This is a genomic window from Amycolatopsis sp., from assembly GCF_036008905.1.
GTDB lineage: Bacteria > Actinomycetota > Actinomycetes > Mycobacteriales > Pseudonocardiaceae > Amycolatopsis.
Window position 1 is genome coordinate 75,021 of record NZ_DASYMU010000091.1, and the last position, 15,205, is coordinate 90,225.

At 67.8% G+C, this 15,205-nt stretch carries 16 protein-coding genes, 1 tRNA gene and 1 pseudogene; 6 read left to right on the top strand and 12 right to left on the bottom strand.

The window, feature by feature from the left end; translation table 11 throughout:
- Positions 1-24 precede the first annotated feature (24 nt).
- The 6 genes from VGP60_RS17500 to VGP60_RS17525 form a co-directional block, all read right to left on the bottom strand.
- Entirely contained in the window at positions 25-732 is a 708-nt protein-coding gene (locus VGP60_RS17500) for an ABC transporter ATP-binding protein (RefSeq protein WP_327549091.1), read from the bottom strand.
- The gene (locus VGP60_RS17505) at positions 725-1,636 is read right to left on the bottom strand and encodes an ABC transporter ATP-binding protein (protein ID WP_327549070.1); all 912 of its coding nucleotides are present in this window, start codon (positions 1,634-1,636) and stop codon (positions 725-727) included. The genes VGP60_RS17500 and VGP60_RS17505 overlap by 8 nt, the downstream gene beginning before the upstream one ends.
- On the bottom strand, positions 1,629-2,789 hold the full coding sequence (locus tag VGP60_RS17510; protein WP_327549071.1) for a branched-chain amino acid ABC transporter permease: 1,161 nt from the start codon (positions 2,787-2,789) through the stop codon (positions 1,629-1,631). The genes VGP60_RS17505 and VGP60_RS17510 overlap by 8 nt, the downstream gene beginning before the upstream one ends.
- Positions 2,786-3,736 (bottom strand): branched-chain amino acid ABC transporter permease, encoded by a 951-nt coding sequence (locus VGP60_RS17515; protein ID WP_327549072.1) that lies wholly within the window; start codon positions 3,734-3,736, stop codon positions 2,786-2,788. The genes VGP60_RS17510 and VGP60_RS17515 overlap by 4 nt, the downstream gene beginning before the upstream one ends.
- 98 nt (positions 3,737-3,834) lie before the next feature.
- Positions 3,835-4,992, bottom strand: coding sequence for a branched-chain amino acid ABC transporter substrate-binding protein (locus tag VGP60_RS17520; RefSeq protein WP_327549073.1), 1,158 nt, complete (start codon positions 4,990-4,992; stop codon positions 3,835-3,837).
- A 210-nt stretch (positions 4,993-5,202) separates the two neighbouring features.
- The gene (locus tag VGP60_RS17525; protein ID WP_414640367.1) at positions 5,203-5,817 is read right to left on the bottom strand and encodes an ANTAR domain-containing response regulator; all 615 of its coding nucleotides are present in this window, start codon (positions 5,815-5,817) and stop codon (positions 5,203-5,205) included.
- Positions 5,818-5,891: 74 nt separating this feature from the next.
- Here VGP60_RS17525 and VGP60_RS17530 point away from each other — a divergent pair.
- From VGP60_RS17530 to VGP60_RS17545, 4 genes are all read left to right on the top strand, one after another.
- Positions 5,892-5,968, top strand: a tRNA-Leu gene (locus VGP60_RS17530).
- A 98-nt stretch (positions 5,969-6,066) separates the two neighbouring features.
- Positions 6,067-6,861, top strand: a complete 795-nt coding sequence (locus tag VGP60_RS17535; protein ID WP_327549075.1) for a DUF2637 domain-containing protein — start codon at positions 6,067-6,069, stop codon at positions 6,859-6,861.
- 341 nt (positions 6,862-7,202) lie between these two features.
- Positions 7,203-7,883 carry a replication-relaxation family protein gene (locus VGP60_RS17540; RefSeq protein ID WP_327549076.1) on the top strand — a complete coding sequence of 227 codons (681 nt, stop codon included), beginning with the start codon at positions 7,203-7,205 and terminating at the stop codon, positions 7,881-7,883.
- Positions 7,790-8,827 carry a hypothetical protein gene (locus VGP60_RS17545; protein ID WP_327549077.1) on the top strand — a complete coding sequence of 346 codons (1,038 nt, stop codon included), beginning with the start codon at positions 7,790-7,792 and terminating at the stop codon, positions 8,825-8,827. The genes VGP60_RS17540 and VGP60_RS17545 overlap by 94 nt, the downstream gene beginning before the upstream one ends.
- Positions 8,828-8,951: 124 nt before the next feature.
- Here the strand turns inward: VGP60_RS17545 and VGP60_RS17550 are convergent, their stop codons facing one another.
- The 4 genes from VGP60_RS17550 to VGP60_RS17565 form a co-directional block, all read right to left on the bottom strand.
- On the bottom strand, positions 8,952-9,446 hold the full coding sequence (locus VGP60_RS17550) for a GNAT family N-acetyltransferase (protein ID WP_327549078.1): 495 nt from the start codon (positions 9,444-9,446) through the stop codon (positions 8,952-8,954).
- Positions 9,447-9,558: 112 nt separating this feature from the next.
- Positions 9,559-10,482: a VOC family protein gene (locus tag VGP60_RS17555; RefSeq protein WP_327549079.1), complete on the bottom strand. Its 924-nt coding sequence runs from the start codon at positions 10,480-10,482 to the stop codon at positions 9,559-9,561.
- Complete coding sequence (locus VGP60_RS17560) at positions 10,482-11,390, bottom strand: hypothetical protein (RefSeq protein WP_327549080.1); 909 nt, start codon at positions 11,388-11,390, stop codon at positions 10,482-10,484. The genes VGP60_RS17555 and VGP60_RS17560 overlap by 1 nt, the downstream gene beginning before the upstream one ends.
- Before the next feature lie 245 nt (positions 11,391-11,635).
- Positions 11,636-11,803, bottom strand: coding sequence for a hypothetical protein (locus VGP60_RS17565; protein WP_327549081.1), 168 nt, complete (start codon positions 11,801-11,803; stop codon positions 11,636-11,638).
- Positions 11,804-12,618: 815 nt separating this feature from the next.
- Between VGP60_RS17565 and VGP60_RS17570 the strand changes: the two genes are divergently transcribed.
- Positions 12,619-12,855 carry a hypothetical protein gene (locus tag VGP60_RS17570; protein ID WP_327549082.1) on the top strand — a complete coding sequence of 79 codons (237 nt, stop codon included), beginning with the start codon at positions 12,619-12,621 and terminating at the stop codon, positions 12,853-12,855.
- 350 nt (positions 12,856-13,205) lie between these two features.
- A complete protein-coding gene (locus VGP60_RS17575) occupies positions 13,206-13,895 on the top strand; it encodes a radical SAM protein (protein WP_327549083.1) in 690 nt (229 codons plus the stop codon).
- On the opposite strand, the gene VGP60_RS17580 is transcribed toward VGP60_RS17575, so the two are convergent.
- Both VGP60_RS17580 and VGP60_RS41745 read right to left on the bottom strand, forming a co-directional pair.
- Positions 13,892-14,455, bottom strand: a complete 564-nt coding sequence (locus VGP60_RS17580) for a hypothetical protein (RefSeq protein ID WP_327549084.1) — start codon at positions 14,453-14,455, stop codon at positions 13,892-13,894. The genes VGP60_RS17575 and VGP60_RS17580 overlap by 4 nt on opposite strands.
- A gap of 206 nt (positions 14,456-14,661) precedes the next feature.
- Positions 14,662-15,057, bottom strand: a pseudogene (locus VGP60_RS41745) (recombinase family protein); the annotation flags it as partial.
- Positions 15,058-15,205 lie beyond the last annotated feature (148 nt).

The window sequence follows — 15,205 nt, forward strand, 5'->3', positions numbered from 1 at the left end:
GGGGGGGCAGGGACCGGCGCCACCCTACGCGACGCCGAGGTACGCCTCCTTGACCGCGGGGTCATGGAGTAGTTCCGTACCGGTGCCCGAGCGCACGATGTTGCCGGTCTCCAGCACGTACCCTCGGTGCGCCCGTGATAGCGCCTGCTGTGCGTTCTGCTCGACCAGGAGGATGGTGGTGCCCTGCTGGTTGATCTCGGTGATGATGTCGAAGATCTGCTGGATCAGCATCGGCGCCAGCCCCATCGAGGGTTCGTCGAGCAGCAGCAGCCTGGGCCGGCTCATCAGGGCGCGGCCCACCGCGAGCATCTGCTGCTCGCCGCCGGACAGGGTGCCGCCCGGCTGCCTGGCCCGCTCGGCCAGGCGCGGGAAGAGGATCAGGACCCGCTCCAGGTCGGCCGCGATGCCGGCCCGGTCCTTGCGGGTGTAGGCACCCATGCCGAGGTTCTCCAGCACCGTCATGCCCGGGAAGATGCCCCGGCCCTCGGGTGACTGGCACAAGCCCCGTACCACCCGCAGGTCCGCCCGCAGTCGGGTGATGTCCTCACCGTTGAAGCGGATCGTGCCGGACGCGACCGGGCGGACCCCGGAGATGGCCCGCATGGTCGTGGTCTTGCCCGCGCCGTTGGCTCCGATGAGCGCGACGATCTCGCCCTCGTCGACCTGCAGGCTGATGCCGTGCAGGGCCTGGATCCGCCCGTACAGCAGCCTGATGTTGTTCAGCTCAAGCAGCATCTGCCGGCACCCCCAGGTAGGCCGCGATCACCTTGGGGTCGTCGCGGACCTCCGCCGGCGAGCCTTCGGCGATCTTCCTGCCGAATTCCAGCACCACGATACGGTCGGTGACCCCCATGACCAACCGCATGTCGTGCTCGATGAGCAGGACCGTCACTCCGGTATCCCGGATCTTGCGGATGAGCTGGAGCAACTGCTCCTTCTCGGCCGGGTTGAAGCCTGCCGCCGGCTCGTCGAGGCACAGCAGCTTCGGCTCGGTCGCGAGCGCCCGGGCGATCTCCAGCCGGCGCTGCTCGCCGTAGGAGAGGTTGCGCGCCAGTTCGTTCAGCCGCCCCTCGACGCCGACGAACCGCAGCAGCGCCTCCGCCTTCTGGCGGGCCGCCCGCTCCTCGAGCACGTGCCGGGACAGGCCGAAGATCCGCTGGCCGGTGCGCCGCAGTCGCTGCGCCGCGCCGGCCAGGCCAGCCGCGGTGACCTCGGTCAACTCGTGCCGCTTGACGGGTACCCGGTAGAGCCGAAACAGCGCACCCACCACGCTCGTCCGGTGCCGGGCGTCGGCGCCGACCAGGACGTTCTCCAGCGCGGTCATCTCGGGAAAGAGCCGGATGTTCTGGAACGTCCGGGCGATACCCATCCGGGTGATCTCGTAGCGCTTGCGGCCCGACACCCGCTCCCCGTCGAACCGCATCTCGCCGCTGGTCGGGCGGAACACCCCGGTCATCGCGTTGAAGCAGGTCGTCTTGCCGGCGCCGTTGGGACCGATCAGCCCCAGGATCTCACCGCGGTACAGCGTGAAGTCCACCCCGTCGAGGGCCACCACGCCGCCGAAGCGCAGCGTGACGTTGTCGACCTCCAGCAGCGGCTCGCCGGTCGCTGGCGTTGTCGTCTGCGGTTCAGACATTGGTCGGCGCCTCCTTGGCCCGGTCGGCCAGTTCGACGGCGCGGCGTCGACTCGGCACGATGCCCTGCGGGCGGAAGATCATCACCGCGATCAGCGCCAGCCCGAACAGCAGGTACCGATAGTCGGCGAACTCCCGGAAGCGCTCGGGCAGGTACGAGATGATGATCGCGCCGACGGTCACGCCAAGCAGGTTGCCCGCGCCACCGACGACGACCGCGGCGACGTACAGGATCGAGGTCTGAAGCAGGACCGACTCGGCGTTGAAGAACGTGTTGTGGGTGGCGAACAGGGCTCCGGACAGGCCGCCGAGCGCCGCGCCGATGGCGAAGGCCCACAGCTTGAACCGGAACGACGGGACACCCATGATCTCGGCGGCGTCCTCGTCCTCGCGGACCGCCAGCCACGCCCGGCCGACCCGGCTGTTCTCCAGCCGCCGGACCCCGTACATGCACAACAGCACGGCCGTCAGCGCCAGCCAGTAGAAGGGCCTGGTGTCGTTGATGCTGAACAGCGCCCGTCCGCCGAGGGGTTCGCCGTCGATGCCGATGGTCTGGACGAAGGAGGGCCAGTTGCCCGGCGGCACCGGTACGCCGGCGATGCCACGGTTGCCGTTGGTGATCGTCGAGTTGGTCGCGATGAGGCGGATGATCTCACCGAAGCCCAGCGTCACGATGGCCAGGTAGTCGCCCCGCAGCCGCAGGGTCGGCCAGCCGAGCAGGACACCCGAGATCATGGTCAGCGCGATCGCGATCGGGATGCAGACGAGCCAGGGGAACTTGATGACCACCGGTGAATTCGGCGACCCGAAAATAGCGACGGTATAGGCGCCGACCGCGAAGAAGCCGATGTAGCCGAGGTCGAGCAGGCCCGCCAGGCCAACCACGACGTTGAGGCCGACCGCGATCAGGACGTAGATCGCCACGAGGAACAGGACGCCGGTGAAGTCGGTCTCGGTGGTACGGATGCCGGGGATCGCCAGGTCGGGCAGCGCGTAGAGCACGACGATCAACGCCACCAGGGCGCCGACGCGCCAGGCACGCGGAAGGTCGCTCCAGCGCTGCCGCAGGCCGCTGACCGCCTCGGCCCGCCGGTCATCGAAGCGCCGAAGGGTGTCGGTCACCCCGACGCGGGGCTTGTCGTTGGTCTGGGTCATACCCGTGCCCTTCCGAGAGACTCGCCGAGCAGGCCGTTCGGCCGGAACAGCAGGACCAGCACGAGCACCAGGAAGCTGACGACGTTGCGCCAGGGGTTGCCGAACAGACCGGCGCCGAGGTTCTCGACGACACCGAGCAGCAACCCGCCCAGCAGCGCGCCCCGCAGGTTGCCGATGCCGCCGAGCACGGCCGCGGCGAACGCGGCGATACCGAGGTTGAAGCCGACGTCGTAGGTGGTGATGCCGACCTTCACGCAGTAGAGCACCGACGCGAAGCCGGCGAGGATGCCGCCGAGGATGAAGATGAGCATGATGATCCGGTCGCGGTTGACGCCCATCAGCGCCGCGGACTGCGGGTCCTGCGCGACCGCCCGGACTCCCCTGCCCCATTTGGTCCGGTTGATGAAGAAGTCCAGCGCGGCCATCATGGCCAGCGCGCTGATGATGATCGTGAGCTGCAGGTTGGTCACGGCGGCGTCCAGGAAGTGGAACAGCACGACCGGCTTGACCAGGACGGGCATCCCGCGCGGCTGCCGGTGGACGATGAGACCGACCGCCTCGAACAGCACCAGCGACGCGCCGATGGCCGTGATGAGAAAGATCAGGCTCGGCGCGTTGCGCCTTCGCAGTGGCCGGTAGGCCACCCGTTCGATCACCAGTGCGGTGGCGCCGGAGGCGAAGGCCGCCACGATCATGGCGATGACGACGTAACCGAGCACCTGGATGAGCGGCGGGACCTTGGAGTTGACCCCGAGGCCGAGCCAGGTCCAGGTGAGCCAGCTCGCGAACGTTCCCACCATGAAGACTTCCGAGTGCGCGAAGTTGATCAGTTTGAGGACGCCGTACACCAGCGTGTAACCGAGTGCCACCAGGGCGTAGATCGCACCCTGGGTGAGGCCGGTGACGACCAGTTCCCAGAAGTCATTGACGACGAAGTGGATGTTCACGGACGGACGCTCCACAGGAGAAGGGGAAGGCCGGTGCGGCCGGAGGTAGCCCCCCGGCCGCGCCGCGATCGTTGTCGTGTGGCCCTCACGCGGACCGGTCAGGCCTTCGGGATCTCCTTGTCGGGCACGATCTGGCCGTCCTTGACGGTGTATGCCCACACCGCGACGGAGTTCGGGTCAAGCTCACCGTTGGCCTGGAACTTGAACTTGGTGGTGATGCCCTGGCCCTCGTACTTGTTGACGAAGTCGTTGAGCTTGGCGCGGGTGGTGTTCCCGGCCCCGATGCCCTTCAGCAGGATGTTGGCCGCGTCGTACGCCTCCGCGCTGTAGGTGCCGGGAGCCCGTCCTCCGCTCACGGCCTTGTAGTCGGTGGGAAACGAACCGCCGAGCTTGTCACCCGGCACGCACGGGCAGGTGAGCACCGAACCCTCGGCGGCGTCCTTGCCGGCGCCGCTGATGAGGTCGTCGGTCTTGACGCCGTCGCCGGCCACGTACTTGGCCTTCACCCCCGCGCCGCGCAACTGCTTGAGGAACGGCGCACCCTCGCGCACGTACCCGCCGTGGAAGACCGCGTCCGGGTTGGCGGCCTGGATCTTGGCGACGAGCGCCGAGAAGTCGACCTGCTTCTCCTGGATGACGTCGCTGCCGATGACGGCGCTGCCCAGGGCCGTCTTGACCTGCTCGGCGAGGCCCTTGCCGTAGTCGGAGGCGTCGTCGATGACGTACACCTTCTGTGCCTTGAGCGTGTCCTTCATGTACCTGGCCGCCGCCGGCCCTTGCGAGGCGTCGTTACCCAGGCCGCGGTGGAAGGTCTTCCACCCCCGCGCCGCGAGGGTCGGGTCGGTGGCGGACGCGGTAAGGATCACCACGCCGGCGGAGCTGAAGATCGGGTTGGCGACCTTGGATTCGGACGAGAACGCCGGCCCGATGACGCCGAGGATCTTCGGGTCGCTGGCGACGGCGGTCGCCAGCGGCGGCGCCTTCTCGGGGGAGCCTTCCGAGTCCTTCTCGACAAGCTCGACGGTGCAGTTCTTATTCTTGGCGTTGTACTGGTTGATGGCCAGCTTCGCGCCGTCCCGAATATTGATACCCAAGATGGCGTTGCCGCCGGTCAGTGCGCCGAAGAATGCGATCTTCTGGCCGCAGTTCTTGCCCGCCGTTCCCCCGCTGTTCGAGCTGGCGCATGCGGCGGCACCGGCGACCATCGCCGCAGCGAGGGCGCTGACGCCCACCACGCGTACGAGTCGTTGCCTCAAAGCTTCGAACCCTCCTCCATCCAGTGGTCTCGATGTCGGCTCCCGACTTCGAGAAAGCCGGGGTGTGACGGAGACCCCAAAAACCGTGGTCCGGTCTGGCCGGGGACTCTATTCGAACCTGGGAGGAGACCGTAAGTGCTCGCTCAGGGGATTGGCTGAACCGTTACATGCGGTCACGGCCGAAGCCGGCCGGGTGTAACAAGATGGTTTCTACGCAGGCTTCGCGGACGGGTTCGTGGGCGCTTCGGCCAGGATCCGGTCGGCCACCTCACGCATCGTCATGCGGTGGTCCATCGCGGTGCGCTGGATCCACTTGAACGCCTGCGGCTCGGTCATGTCGTACGCGATCATCAACATGCTCTTGGCGCGCTCGATCGCCTTGCGCGTCTCCAGCCGTTCGTGCAGCGTGGCGACCTCGGCCTCGAGCGCCACCGTCTCGGAGTACCGGGACAGAGCTATTTCGATCGCCGGCACGAGGTCGCTCTTCTGGAAGGGCTTGACCAGGTAGGCCATCGCCCCGGCGGCACGCGCCCGCTCCACCAGGTCCCGCTGGCTGAAGGCGGTCAGAATGACGACGGGCGCGATCCGGGGCCCGGCGATCTTCTCCGCGGCCGCCAGGCCGTCCATGATCGGCATCTTGATGTCGAGGATGACGAGATCCGGGCGCAGATCCTCCGCCAGCCGCACGGCGGTCTCGCCGTCGGCCGCCTCGCCGACAACGTCGTAGCCCTCCTCGACGAGCATTTCGCGCAGGTCCAGCCGGATCAACGCCTCGTCCTCCGCGATGAGCACCCGACGGCTCGGTACGTCAGCCACCCGCGACACCCCGATCGACCTCGAAACGTGGACAGCGATTACCGCCCCGATCAGAGTAGTCGGTACCCTATGACCGCGTGCTGGTCCCCGTATCCCAACCGGCAGAGGAACGGAGCTCAAACCTCCGACAGTGTGGGTTCGAATCCCACCGGGGGCACCACAAACAAGGGCACGGTCGTCGAGATCCCGTCAGCTGGTGATCGAGGCGACCGTTTCGCTGTCTGATCGTACTTCCTGGCCTCGCTCGGGTGGTGTGCGATGAGCGCCCTGGACCGGGCGATCGTCGGGGCGGCCGGTGCGACAGTGGTCGGGCTCGCCGGTGTCGCCGGTGCGATCTCGTACTCCCACATGGCTGAGCTGGCTCGGCTTCATGGTGAGGTCGGGTGGCGCTCGCACGCCTTCCCCGTATCGGTGGATGGGATCGAGGTCGTGGCGTCTCTGGTGTTGCTGGCGCACCGGCGGGCCGGGACGCGGGCGGATTGGTTGCCGTGGGTGGCGCTGGCGGCGGGTACGGCGGCGAGCGTGGCCGCGAACGTCGCGGTCGGGGCGTCGGATCCGGTCGGGCGGCTGGTGGCCGGCTGGCCGGCGGTGGCGCTGCTGGTGGCGATCAAGCTGTTGGCCGGCCTGCTCGATGCGCGGTCGGAGCACGGTATCGGCTTCGCGGGTCAGCAAGGTACGGCCGGTCCCGTGCGTCGGTCCCCTGGTCCCAGCGGTCCCGTTGCCGAGGGGGTTGGGACCGGAAAGGCTGACGGTGGTCCTGAGACCGATGGATCGAAGGCGATTGGTCCCCGCCGCGTTTCACGTGATCCGGCGTCGGCGGGGACCGATCCGATCGGATTGGTGGACGCTGCTCTGGTGGTCCGGGACCAGTTGGTCGCGGCCGGGGAGCCGGTGAACCGACGCAACCTCGCCGCCGGGCTGCGGGCGTCGGGGCACCGGGTCCGTAACGATCGTCTCGGCCATCTGCTGCAGGTCGTGAACGCGCCCGGTTCCCAGGCCGTCTCCCCGGTCGGTGCTCTGGTGGCCGTGGCCGGAGGTGAAGGCCGTGGCTGAAGTCAAGTCCTGTAAGGGGTTTGCCGCTGTCACGCCTCTGTCCGCGACGACAGAGGCCCGGTGGTGTGTGGCGCTGACAGCGGTACGCCGGTCTCGCTCGGGGACGGCCGTACCGATGGCGATCTCTGTCAGTAAGGGCCGACCTCTGTCACCCGACACGGGTATCCACGGCGGCCGGGCTGGGGTGGGTTGCCGGTTGATCTGGACCCGAACGGCAAGGGCTGGGGCTCTGTCCATGCTGGTCAGGGCCGGTTTCGCGGAGTTCTGGTCCCCGGCGACTGACACTTGTCGTGTCACCGGGGCGGGTCCACAGGAGCCCGGGACCGGGCGGGGGTGCCGCCGTGGCTGACTCCGCCTTCCTCACCCGCCTGCGCACCTCGGACGGTCCGTCGCATCTGCTGCTGGTCCTGCTCGACCAGCACCGGGTGATGACCACCAACCAACTCGCCCGCGCCACCGGCACACCGGAACGCACCGTCCGGTACCGGCTGGACCGGCTGCAAGATGCCGGCCTGGTCGCCTGTGCCCGTCCGGGGCGGGAGAGCGGCTCCGCGCCCCGACACTGGTGGCTGCGGCCCACCGGTGCCCGCCTCGTGGCCGGCACCGCCGCCGCCGAGGGCAAGCCGTCGGCAATGTTCGCCGCCCACGCCGCCGCGATCACCGAGGTCTGGCTCACGTTGTCCGAACACGGCCCAGCCCACGGCATCACGATCGAGGACTGGCTGACAGACCGGGCCGGGTGGCAGGAATGGGAAGCCGGCACGTACTGGTCGCGCCGGTACCGGCTGACTCCCGACGCCGTCGCCCACATCAGCATGCCCGACGGCAGCCCTGCGGTGGCGTTCATCGAGGTCGACCTGGCATCGATGACCCAGACCCTGCTCAAGGAGAAGGTCGCCCGGTACCTGGCCTACGCCGCCGACCGCGCTTGGGAGGGCATACACCCGTACTGCCCGCCCTGCTGCTGCTCACGACCACGGCGACCCGGGCCGCCACGTTCGCCCGCGCCGCCGGGCAGCTGATCACTCAGCACGAGGACCGGCTGCCGTTCGAGGACCCCGCCGATGTGCTCGTTGTCGCCGCCTGCGGCCACAACCCAGCCCACGCCATCACCGAAGCCTGCTGGAAGGTGCCCGAAGCGGCAGCCGCCGACCTGACCCTGGTCGAACTGCTCAGCGAACGCCTCGACGCCCAAGCCGAAACCTTGGACCGCGACGCCCGTGATGCTTCAGCGCAACGCCAAGCCGATCTCGACGTCCTACGGGACCTCCGCTCGTTTCAGGCCCTGCCCGATTGGCTGGACAGCGAACCCGCCGCCGAAGCTCTTCATGCCCTCATCGGTACCGACCCGGCCGCGTTCCTCGACGGGGACTCCGACCTCGTCGCACAGGTCATCGAGTGGGGCCGCAACCGGCGCCGGATCCCGCGATCCGATGGACGCGAACGTGCCTGGCCCTTCGTTCCTGTCCTCGAAGCACGCCACGCCGCCTTGTGGGCGCAGCAGGCCCGGCTCGTGGTCTTCTCCCACGACCATCTCGCCGCGGCCGAACCACGACTGTGCCGCCTGGTCGCCACCCTCGCTGACGGACACCTCGCTGAGGACACCGAGATCGCCATGCTTCGCGCGGCGCCGACGCGGACTCGCCAGCAAGTCCAACAGGACACCTGGGGCGACTACCCTGCCCAGCGCGAGGCCACCGTCGAAGCCCACTGGGCCGCCCTCAACCGACGCGCCCGACGACACACCAGCCGGGAACACCTCACCGACGCCTACGACAACGACCACCTGATCATCTGCGACACCTGCCAGATCATCTACCTCAAAGTAGGACCAGACACCCTGCTTCGACAGGACTGCCCGCACTGCGGCGGGACCATCATCGACTGGACCGAACGCGCCGGCGTTGTGCCCCTCGCTCGTCGACTCCGCCACATCGACCGCCGCCTCAGCGAGGTCGCTGGGTGAGGACCAGGCCTCGGCGCCGCCAGTTGTGGCCGGCGGCGGTTTCGGCCTGACGGACCGGGGCAGGTCTCGTAGAAGTCCGTCCATACCATGGCGACGACACGTAACTGCCGACTGGCAGCCAGCGCTAGAGCGACTTGATCAAGAACCGACATGGGTCCGCCACGTCATGCCGGCCGCCGTCCTGCGAGACGTAGTAGTACCGGTCGAGGTAACGGCAATCGGTCTCGGCGTAGCCAAGCCGAAGGTACAGCGCGGCGGCTCGATCATTGTGATCGTCGACCCCCAGACCGAGCCAGCCATATCCGCGTTGCCTGGCCCTGATCTCGGCCTCGGTGGTGAGGGATGTGCCGACGCCCTGGGAGCGGATCTCGGCGGGCCAGACCTGTAGGCCGTTGATCTCGGGACAGTCAGGAAAGGCACGCTGTACCTCCACGGCCGCGCAGCCGTCCCAACGGATCTCGGCGGAAGCGGCGGGCGATCCGTTGAGCCAGGCGATCAGGAAGGTGCCCAGCCCTCGCTCCTGGCGTTGGAACCGGAGGGCGTGGACCTGCGTCAACCCGGACGGCTTCCATCGTTCCAGGTGTGCGACGTCACCGGCTCCGCACTCGCGAATCTCCACGGGACGGACCGTAGAGGCCAGCCTGTGCGCGCACCCGCATTACGGCCTCGATGGCTTTGCTCGGAGGGTGGCCCAGTTGGGTCTGGCGGCGATTCGCTTTTCGCCGAATGTGTCAGAGGCTCCGGTCGTCTTCCAGGATTTCAAGAAGGTTCCCGCTCGGATCCCTGATGAAGAAGTAGGCAACGCCGGTGTTTCCGTCTCGACGCTGTACCGCGAGTGGGATTCCCAGTTCTTCAACGAGACGCTTGGCCTCGTCGACCGATTCCACCCGAAGCGCTAGATGTTTCACCCCGATCCTTGGAAGATCGCTACTTAGCTCGGCAGCCGATTCGGGTGCGGCGACCTGGTCCTTGTACCACCACAGTTCGAGGAACCCGGTGTCCAGCTTGAGGTGGCTGATCTCAAAGTCCCCGTTGGGATCCGCGTAGTGGATGACCTGACGGAACCCGAACGTCTCATAGAAGCGTATGGATTCTTGCATATCTCGTACGCTGATCGCGACGTGATGTACGCGGAACCGGATCACGCTCTCTGACCTATTGGGGGCGAGTCTCCAACGAACCCGAGTCGCCTGGATCACCTGACGGGGCTGCTCTGGAAAGTTGATCTCATCGAACAGGACCCACTCTTCGACCGCCACTTCATAGATGCGGGTGGGCGTCTCTCCACGTGCCAGTTTCGCAGGATCTATCGCGCCGGTTGCGGCCGGCCATCGCTTCACGAAGGCGTCTACCTCGGACTCGACTCCGGTCGTACTCAGTTCCTTGGCCATTCCGGTGAAGGTCACGCCCGCGACGGGCTGGCCGAGCGCTTCGAGGGGGATCGCGATGATGCTTCCGGCTACTCGTGGGTCCTTGCGGATGTTCGCGCTGTGGTTCCGATCGTGTCTGGAGATGAACCGAAGGAGGTCCGGCGCGAAATGGGCGTCGTACCACACGTTGCAGACCACTGGTGAGTAGTCCGCTCCGAGGGTGGCGAGCTGCATGAGCTTCCCAGACTGCACGTACTGTTCGAGGAGCTCCCGAGAGGTCGGCATCAGTCAACCTCGGTATGCGTGGCGGCCAGGGCGAGTTGGGGCTTGCGCAGCGACGTGAGCACTTCGCGCCAGTCCAGGACCGACTCACAGGTCGATGGCCCGAGTAGACGATCGAACTCATGAGCTCTCGCGACAACGGTGATCCCGTGGTAGGTGCGGCGGTCCACCACGGCCGTCGTGGCGATGCGGCATGCTTCCGTCAGCTCACCGGCCTGCGCGTAGGCGCTCGCTTGTTCAAACCGGGCCAGGGCTGGCTCGGTTGTCTCGGTGAAGTCGTACAGGCTGATCGCGCGGTCAGCGGCGGCTGAGGCCGCGTCGGCGTCGTTCAGTTCGACCCAGCCGCGCGCTTCGTAGAAGGCCAACTTCTCGGGGACGAACGAGAAGATGCCCGGTTGGATGAGATCGGGTGATGACCGGTCAAGCGCCTGCCGTGCCCGGTCGATCGACCGTTGAAAGGCGTCCGCCTCGCCGAGCATCGCGTGGGCCTTGCCGCGGAATCCCCACAGCCACGCGATCGCCGGCGATGGCGGGTGTTTGGTCTCCAGTCGAGGCGTCACGTTGGCGAGCACCGCGCGGGGATCGAGAGCATACGTCGGCAGATATGTGCTACCCGCCAAGGCGATATCTGCCAGGTACTGGTCCCCTGCTTCCTCGGCTGACCGGCGAGCGATTCCGTACCATTGTGCCGCGAGCGGGAACGCGCCTTGGTTGAAGAGGATTTCGCCGAGCACGGTGGCGAACATTGCGCCGCACACGGCAAGTTCCCGCTGCGCCGCCAGGGACTGCTTCTTGCCTACGAGCCGTCGAACACTGCGGAACTGGGCGAGCGCTTCGTCTATCAAGGTTGCCGGCGGGACTCGTACGACTTGCACGCCGAGGTCCCCCGCGTCCTGTCGCAACGCGGTCAACCGGGTCGGGCTGACGGAGCCACGGTCCAACGCTGAGTGCATTCGACCGGGCTCTGACCACAATCCCTCGAAGAATGCGCCCGCAACGGTCACGCCACCCAGCTGAAATAGGTCTCGCCTGTTCGTTGTCGTCTCCTCTTCTGGAGGCGCCTGCGGCTCCGACACAGGCGAAAACAACTCAACTACGCTCCGGCCGGGAAACATGCGTTCGAGTACCCAGCAGTGGTCGGGGTGGGGCTTGGTCTTCACCCGGCCGACAGCCACCGCTGGTACTGCTCGCGACCGGGCGCGGTACTCGCCAGCGCCGGGTCAATGCGTCGAGCGACGGCGGTGTACTCGCGGCAGAAAGCCGCATGTGACTGCATGTGACGCTCTGTCAGGAGCGCTTTCATCAGGTTCGGCGGTTCGCCCATCGTCGCCTCCGTCTCGCCCGTTGGGCCAACTCAGCGTAGGCGCGGGGGTGGCCGTGTTCAAAGCCATGCCGCACCTGTCCAGTCGCCATCGGACCAAATGCCGCCGAGAAGCCGCCGAGAAGACCCAGGACGACGGCCACGCGAGGTGCCGATGCCGGTACCCCCGCCGTCAACGTTGTCGGTACCGCGATCCCCAGCGGTTCGTGACATAGGTCCGCATCGCTGGGTGACTGGCCGGACGCGCCGGAAGGCGAGGGTAGGCCGGGAGCTCCCTCTGGCTCCCGGCGCGTCCGACCTCGACTCGAAGGAGGGAACCAGCGTGGGGCACGCGTCCAGGGGCGTCGCCGCAACTAACCGGCATGGCCTTGGCTCTCGGCCCGTACGAAGCCCGACGACGACGCGGGGTACCGGCGACGAGACGGACCGGGGAGGACGAGATGGCCGCGACTACGTACTACGCGTCTACGGCCGACGAGCAGTTGGCCGCCGCGCAACGAACCCTGGATGCGCACATCACCTCCAGCGCGACGGGTCGATGCCTGGCATGCGGCTCCTTCGGCCCGTGCCATCGGCGGGAATCGGCGGTCGTCATCTTCAGCCGCAGTCTGCGGCTACCGCTGCGCCGGCCGGGTGCAACGCGGCCAGAGCTGGTCGGCGCTCACAGGGTTGGCCGGCCAGGTCTCGCCGCGGGATTGGGCTGAGATGACCGGTCCCGAATCGGGCTCGCCCGTCTGGCGCTGCCCGCTCGGCCCGGCGAGGGTCACCGGCTGGCCAGGCGCCGCGGGACCTGACGGTGGACGGGAGGGGAGGTCTCGGTGGACGCCGACCCGGCGGCCCCGGACGAGACAAGTCGGGTGCTCCGGGCGGCCGCCGAGGTGCTGCGCCAGCGCCTCCCGGATACCGATGGCTGGTGCCTGGGCTGCGTGGCGCTGTGGGGACGGCTGGTGTTCCACGAGCACTGCACACAAGCCCAGTGGGCACGCGCCATTTACGCCGCCTATGGGCGGCAGCCGTGGAACGACGGCGACGGTCGCCCGGGACGGCGGACATGAGAGACGACTTGGGCGTGTGGTGCTGCCGCTGGCGCCGGAGACAGCAGCGTGTCTCGCCTGCCCCTGGGTGCCGTGGCCCTGCCTGGACCTGCCCGCCGACGCGCAAGCCAGGCAGCACACGGCAAGCACGAGCCACCCGACGATCTACCCCTCGTCGCCGCAGACGCAGCCGGATACGACCGCGACGAGAGCCACTGTGCGCCCAACCGAAGCGCCGAAGGTGGCGCTGTTCGCGAACGCCAGCGAGGAGACGAATGCCGCGTCGCGGCCGCCGTCGTCCCCTCCCGCAGATGACCAACCGGCGACATGGAACACCGACCTGCCTGATGCCGAAGACCAGGAGAATGGCCATGAGAATCCTCGACAAGATCGCTTCCGGCGACGGAGCGACGAAATTCCTGCTGGGACTCGACGACGACGCGCGCATCGAGGCGGTCTTCCTGCGGTTGGAGGACAACAACAAGGACTCGCTGTGCATCAGCTCGCAGGTCGGGTGTGCTCTGGCCTGCCGTTTCTGCAGTACCGGAGTGATCGGATTCAGCCGCGACCTCACGCCCGAGGAGATCGTCGAACAGGTTGAACTCGTCCTGGACGACCTCGGGTTCGTACAGCGCCGACGGTTCGACCTGTCCTACATGGGGATGGGCGAACCCCTGCTCAACCTCGACGCGGTCGTGTCCTCCAGGGACCTGTTGCGCGAGCGCTTCAAGGACTTCACCTTCTACGTCTCCACCGTCGGCGTGACCGCTGGAATCCGCGAGTTGGCGCGGCGGTCGCCGGACTTCGGACTTCAGATATCCCTCCACGCCCCGACCGACGAACTGCGCTCCCAGATCATGCCGATCAACCGCGCTCACCCGATCGCGGAGCCTATGTCCACTGTGGACTGTACAACCAGCGGATGTTCGGCAAGACCCGCCACGGCCGCGCCTACTACTCCTGCTACCCGGCCGGCAACAACGCCGACCGCCTCGACCGCTACCCCTCCGAACACCCCAAAGCCGTCTACGTCCGCGAAGACACCCTCACCGAGGCACTAGACCACGTCATCGCCACCCGCGTCTTCGGCCCCGACCGCCACGCCTTCCTCCGCCACAGCCTCGCCCAACAACCGGGCCGCAAGCAGCACGCCGACGCCCGCCGCGCCGAGACGCTGACCGAGCAGATCGACGACCTCACCGCCCGGCAGGACCGGCTCATCACCGAACTGGAAACCACCGACCCCACCGACCGCGGCTTCCGCGACCGGCTTCGCCACCGCTTCGACACCCTGGAAACCGAACGCGCCGAAAAGACCAACCTGTTGCCGCTCCAGGTCCTTGATCTTGCCACGCAGCGCGGCGATGCGGGCGGTGGTGGCGTCGTCGACCTCGGGCTGGCCGTGGTCGGCGTCCAGGAGTGCGGCGCGGTTGGGGCCGAAGATGCGGGTGGCGAAGAACCGGCGGACCTCGGCCAGGAGTTTGTCTTCGCGGACCCACAGGCTCTTGGGGTGGGTGGGTACCAGGGCTTGCTGGCGTGGTGGGCGGGTACCGGTTCGCAGGCGTAGTAGAAGTAGGTGTCGCCGGCGCGGCGGATTTTGCCGGACAGGCGGCGTCCGCACAGGTCGCAGTTGACGTGGGAGCGTAGCCGGTAGGTGCGGGTGGTGGCCGGTGCCGGTTGGGGCCGTCGCTGGTGCGCGAGCCGCGGTTGGCCTTGCCGATCGGGGTGCCGGCCAGGAACTGGGTCTTGGTGGTCAGCGGTTCGTGGGTGGGTTTGCTGGACCAGATCCACTCGGCCGGCGGGTTGACCTTGCCCGGCACGGCCGCGGTCACGCCGGGGGTTCTTGCGCCGGTTGTAGACCATGTGGCCGGTGTACTTGGGGTTGCACAGCACGTCCCGTACGGAGCCTTTGGTCCAGGCGCCGATGGCCCGACGGCCCCGGCCGAGGATGGGTTGCGGCGGCGGGTACCGGTCGGGGTCGTGGTTGAGCCGGTCGGCGATCTGGTCGTAGGACAGGTGCTCGACCACCCGCCAGGTGTAGATCTTGGTGACCACCGAGCCGCGGACCGGGTCGCGCACGAGGCGGCGTTTCACCTTGCCGAGGGCGGCCTTGGCCGGGACCGGGTGGGGCTCGGTGACCACCTCGTAGCCGTACGGCGGTTTGCCGATGTTGTAGCCCTGCTCGGTGTGCTCCATCAACCCGCCCCAGGACTTCTCCAGCATGTCCAGCACGTACCACTCGGCGATGGCCTGCTTCACCCGCCGGGTCAGGACGGGGGTGGCCCGTTTGCGGGCCAGCCGCCCGGTCGCCGACGGCAGCGCCTCGGCGGTGATGCCCTCGTCGGCGGCCAGCAACGCCACGCCGAGCTGT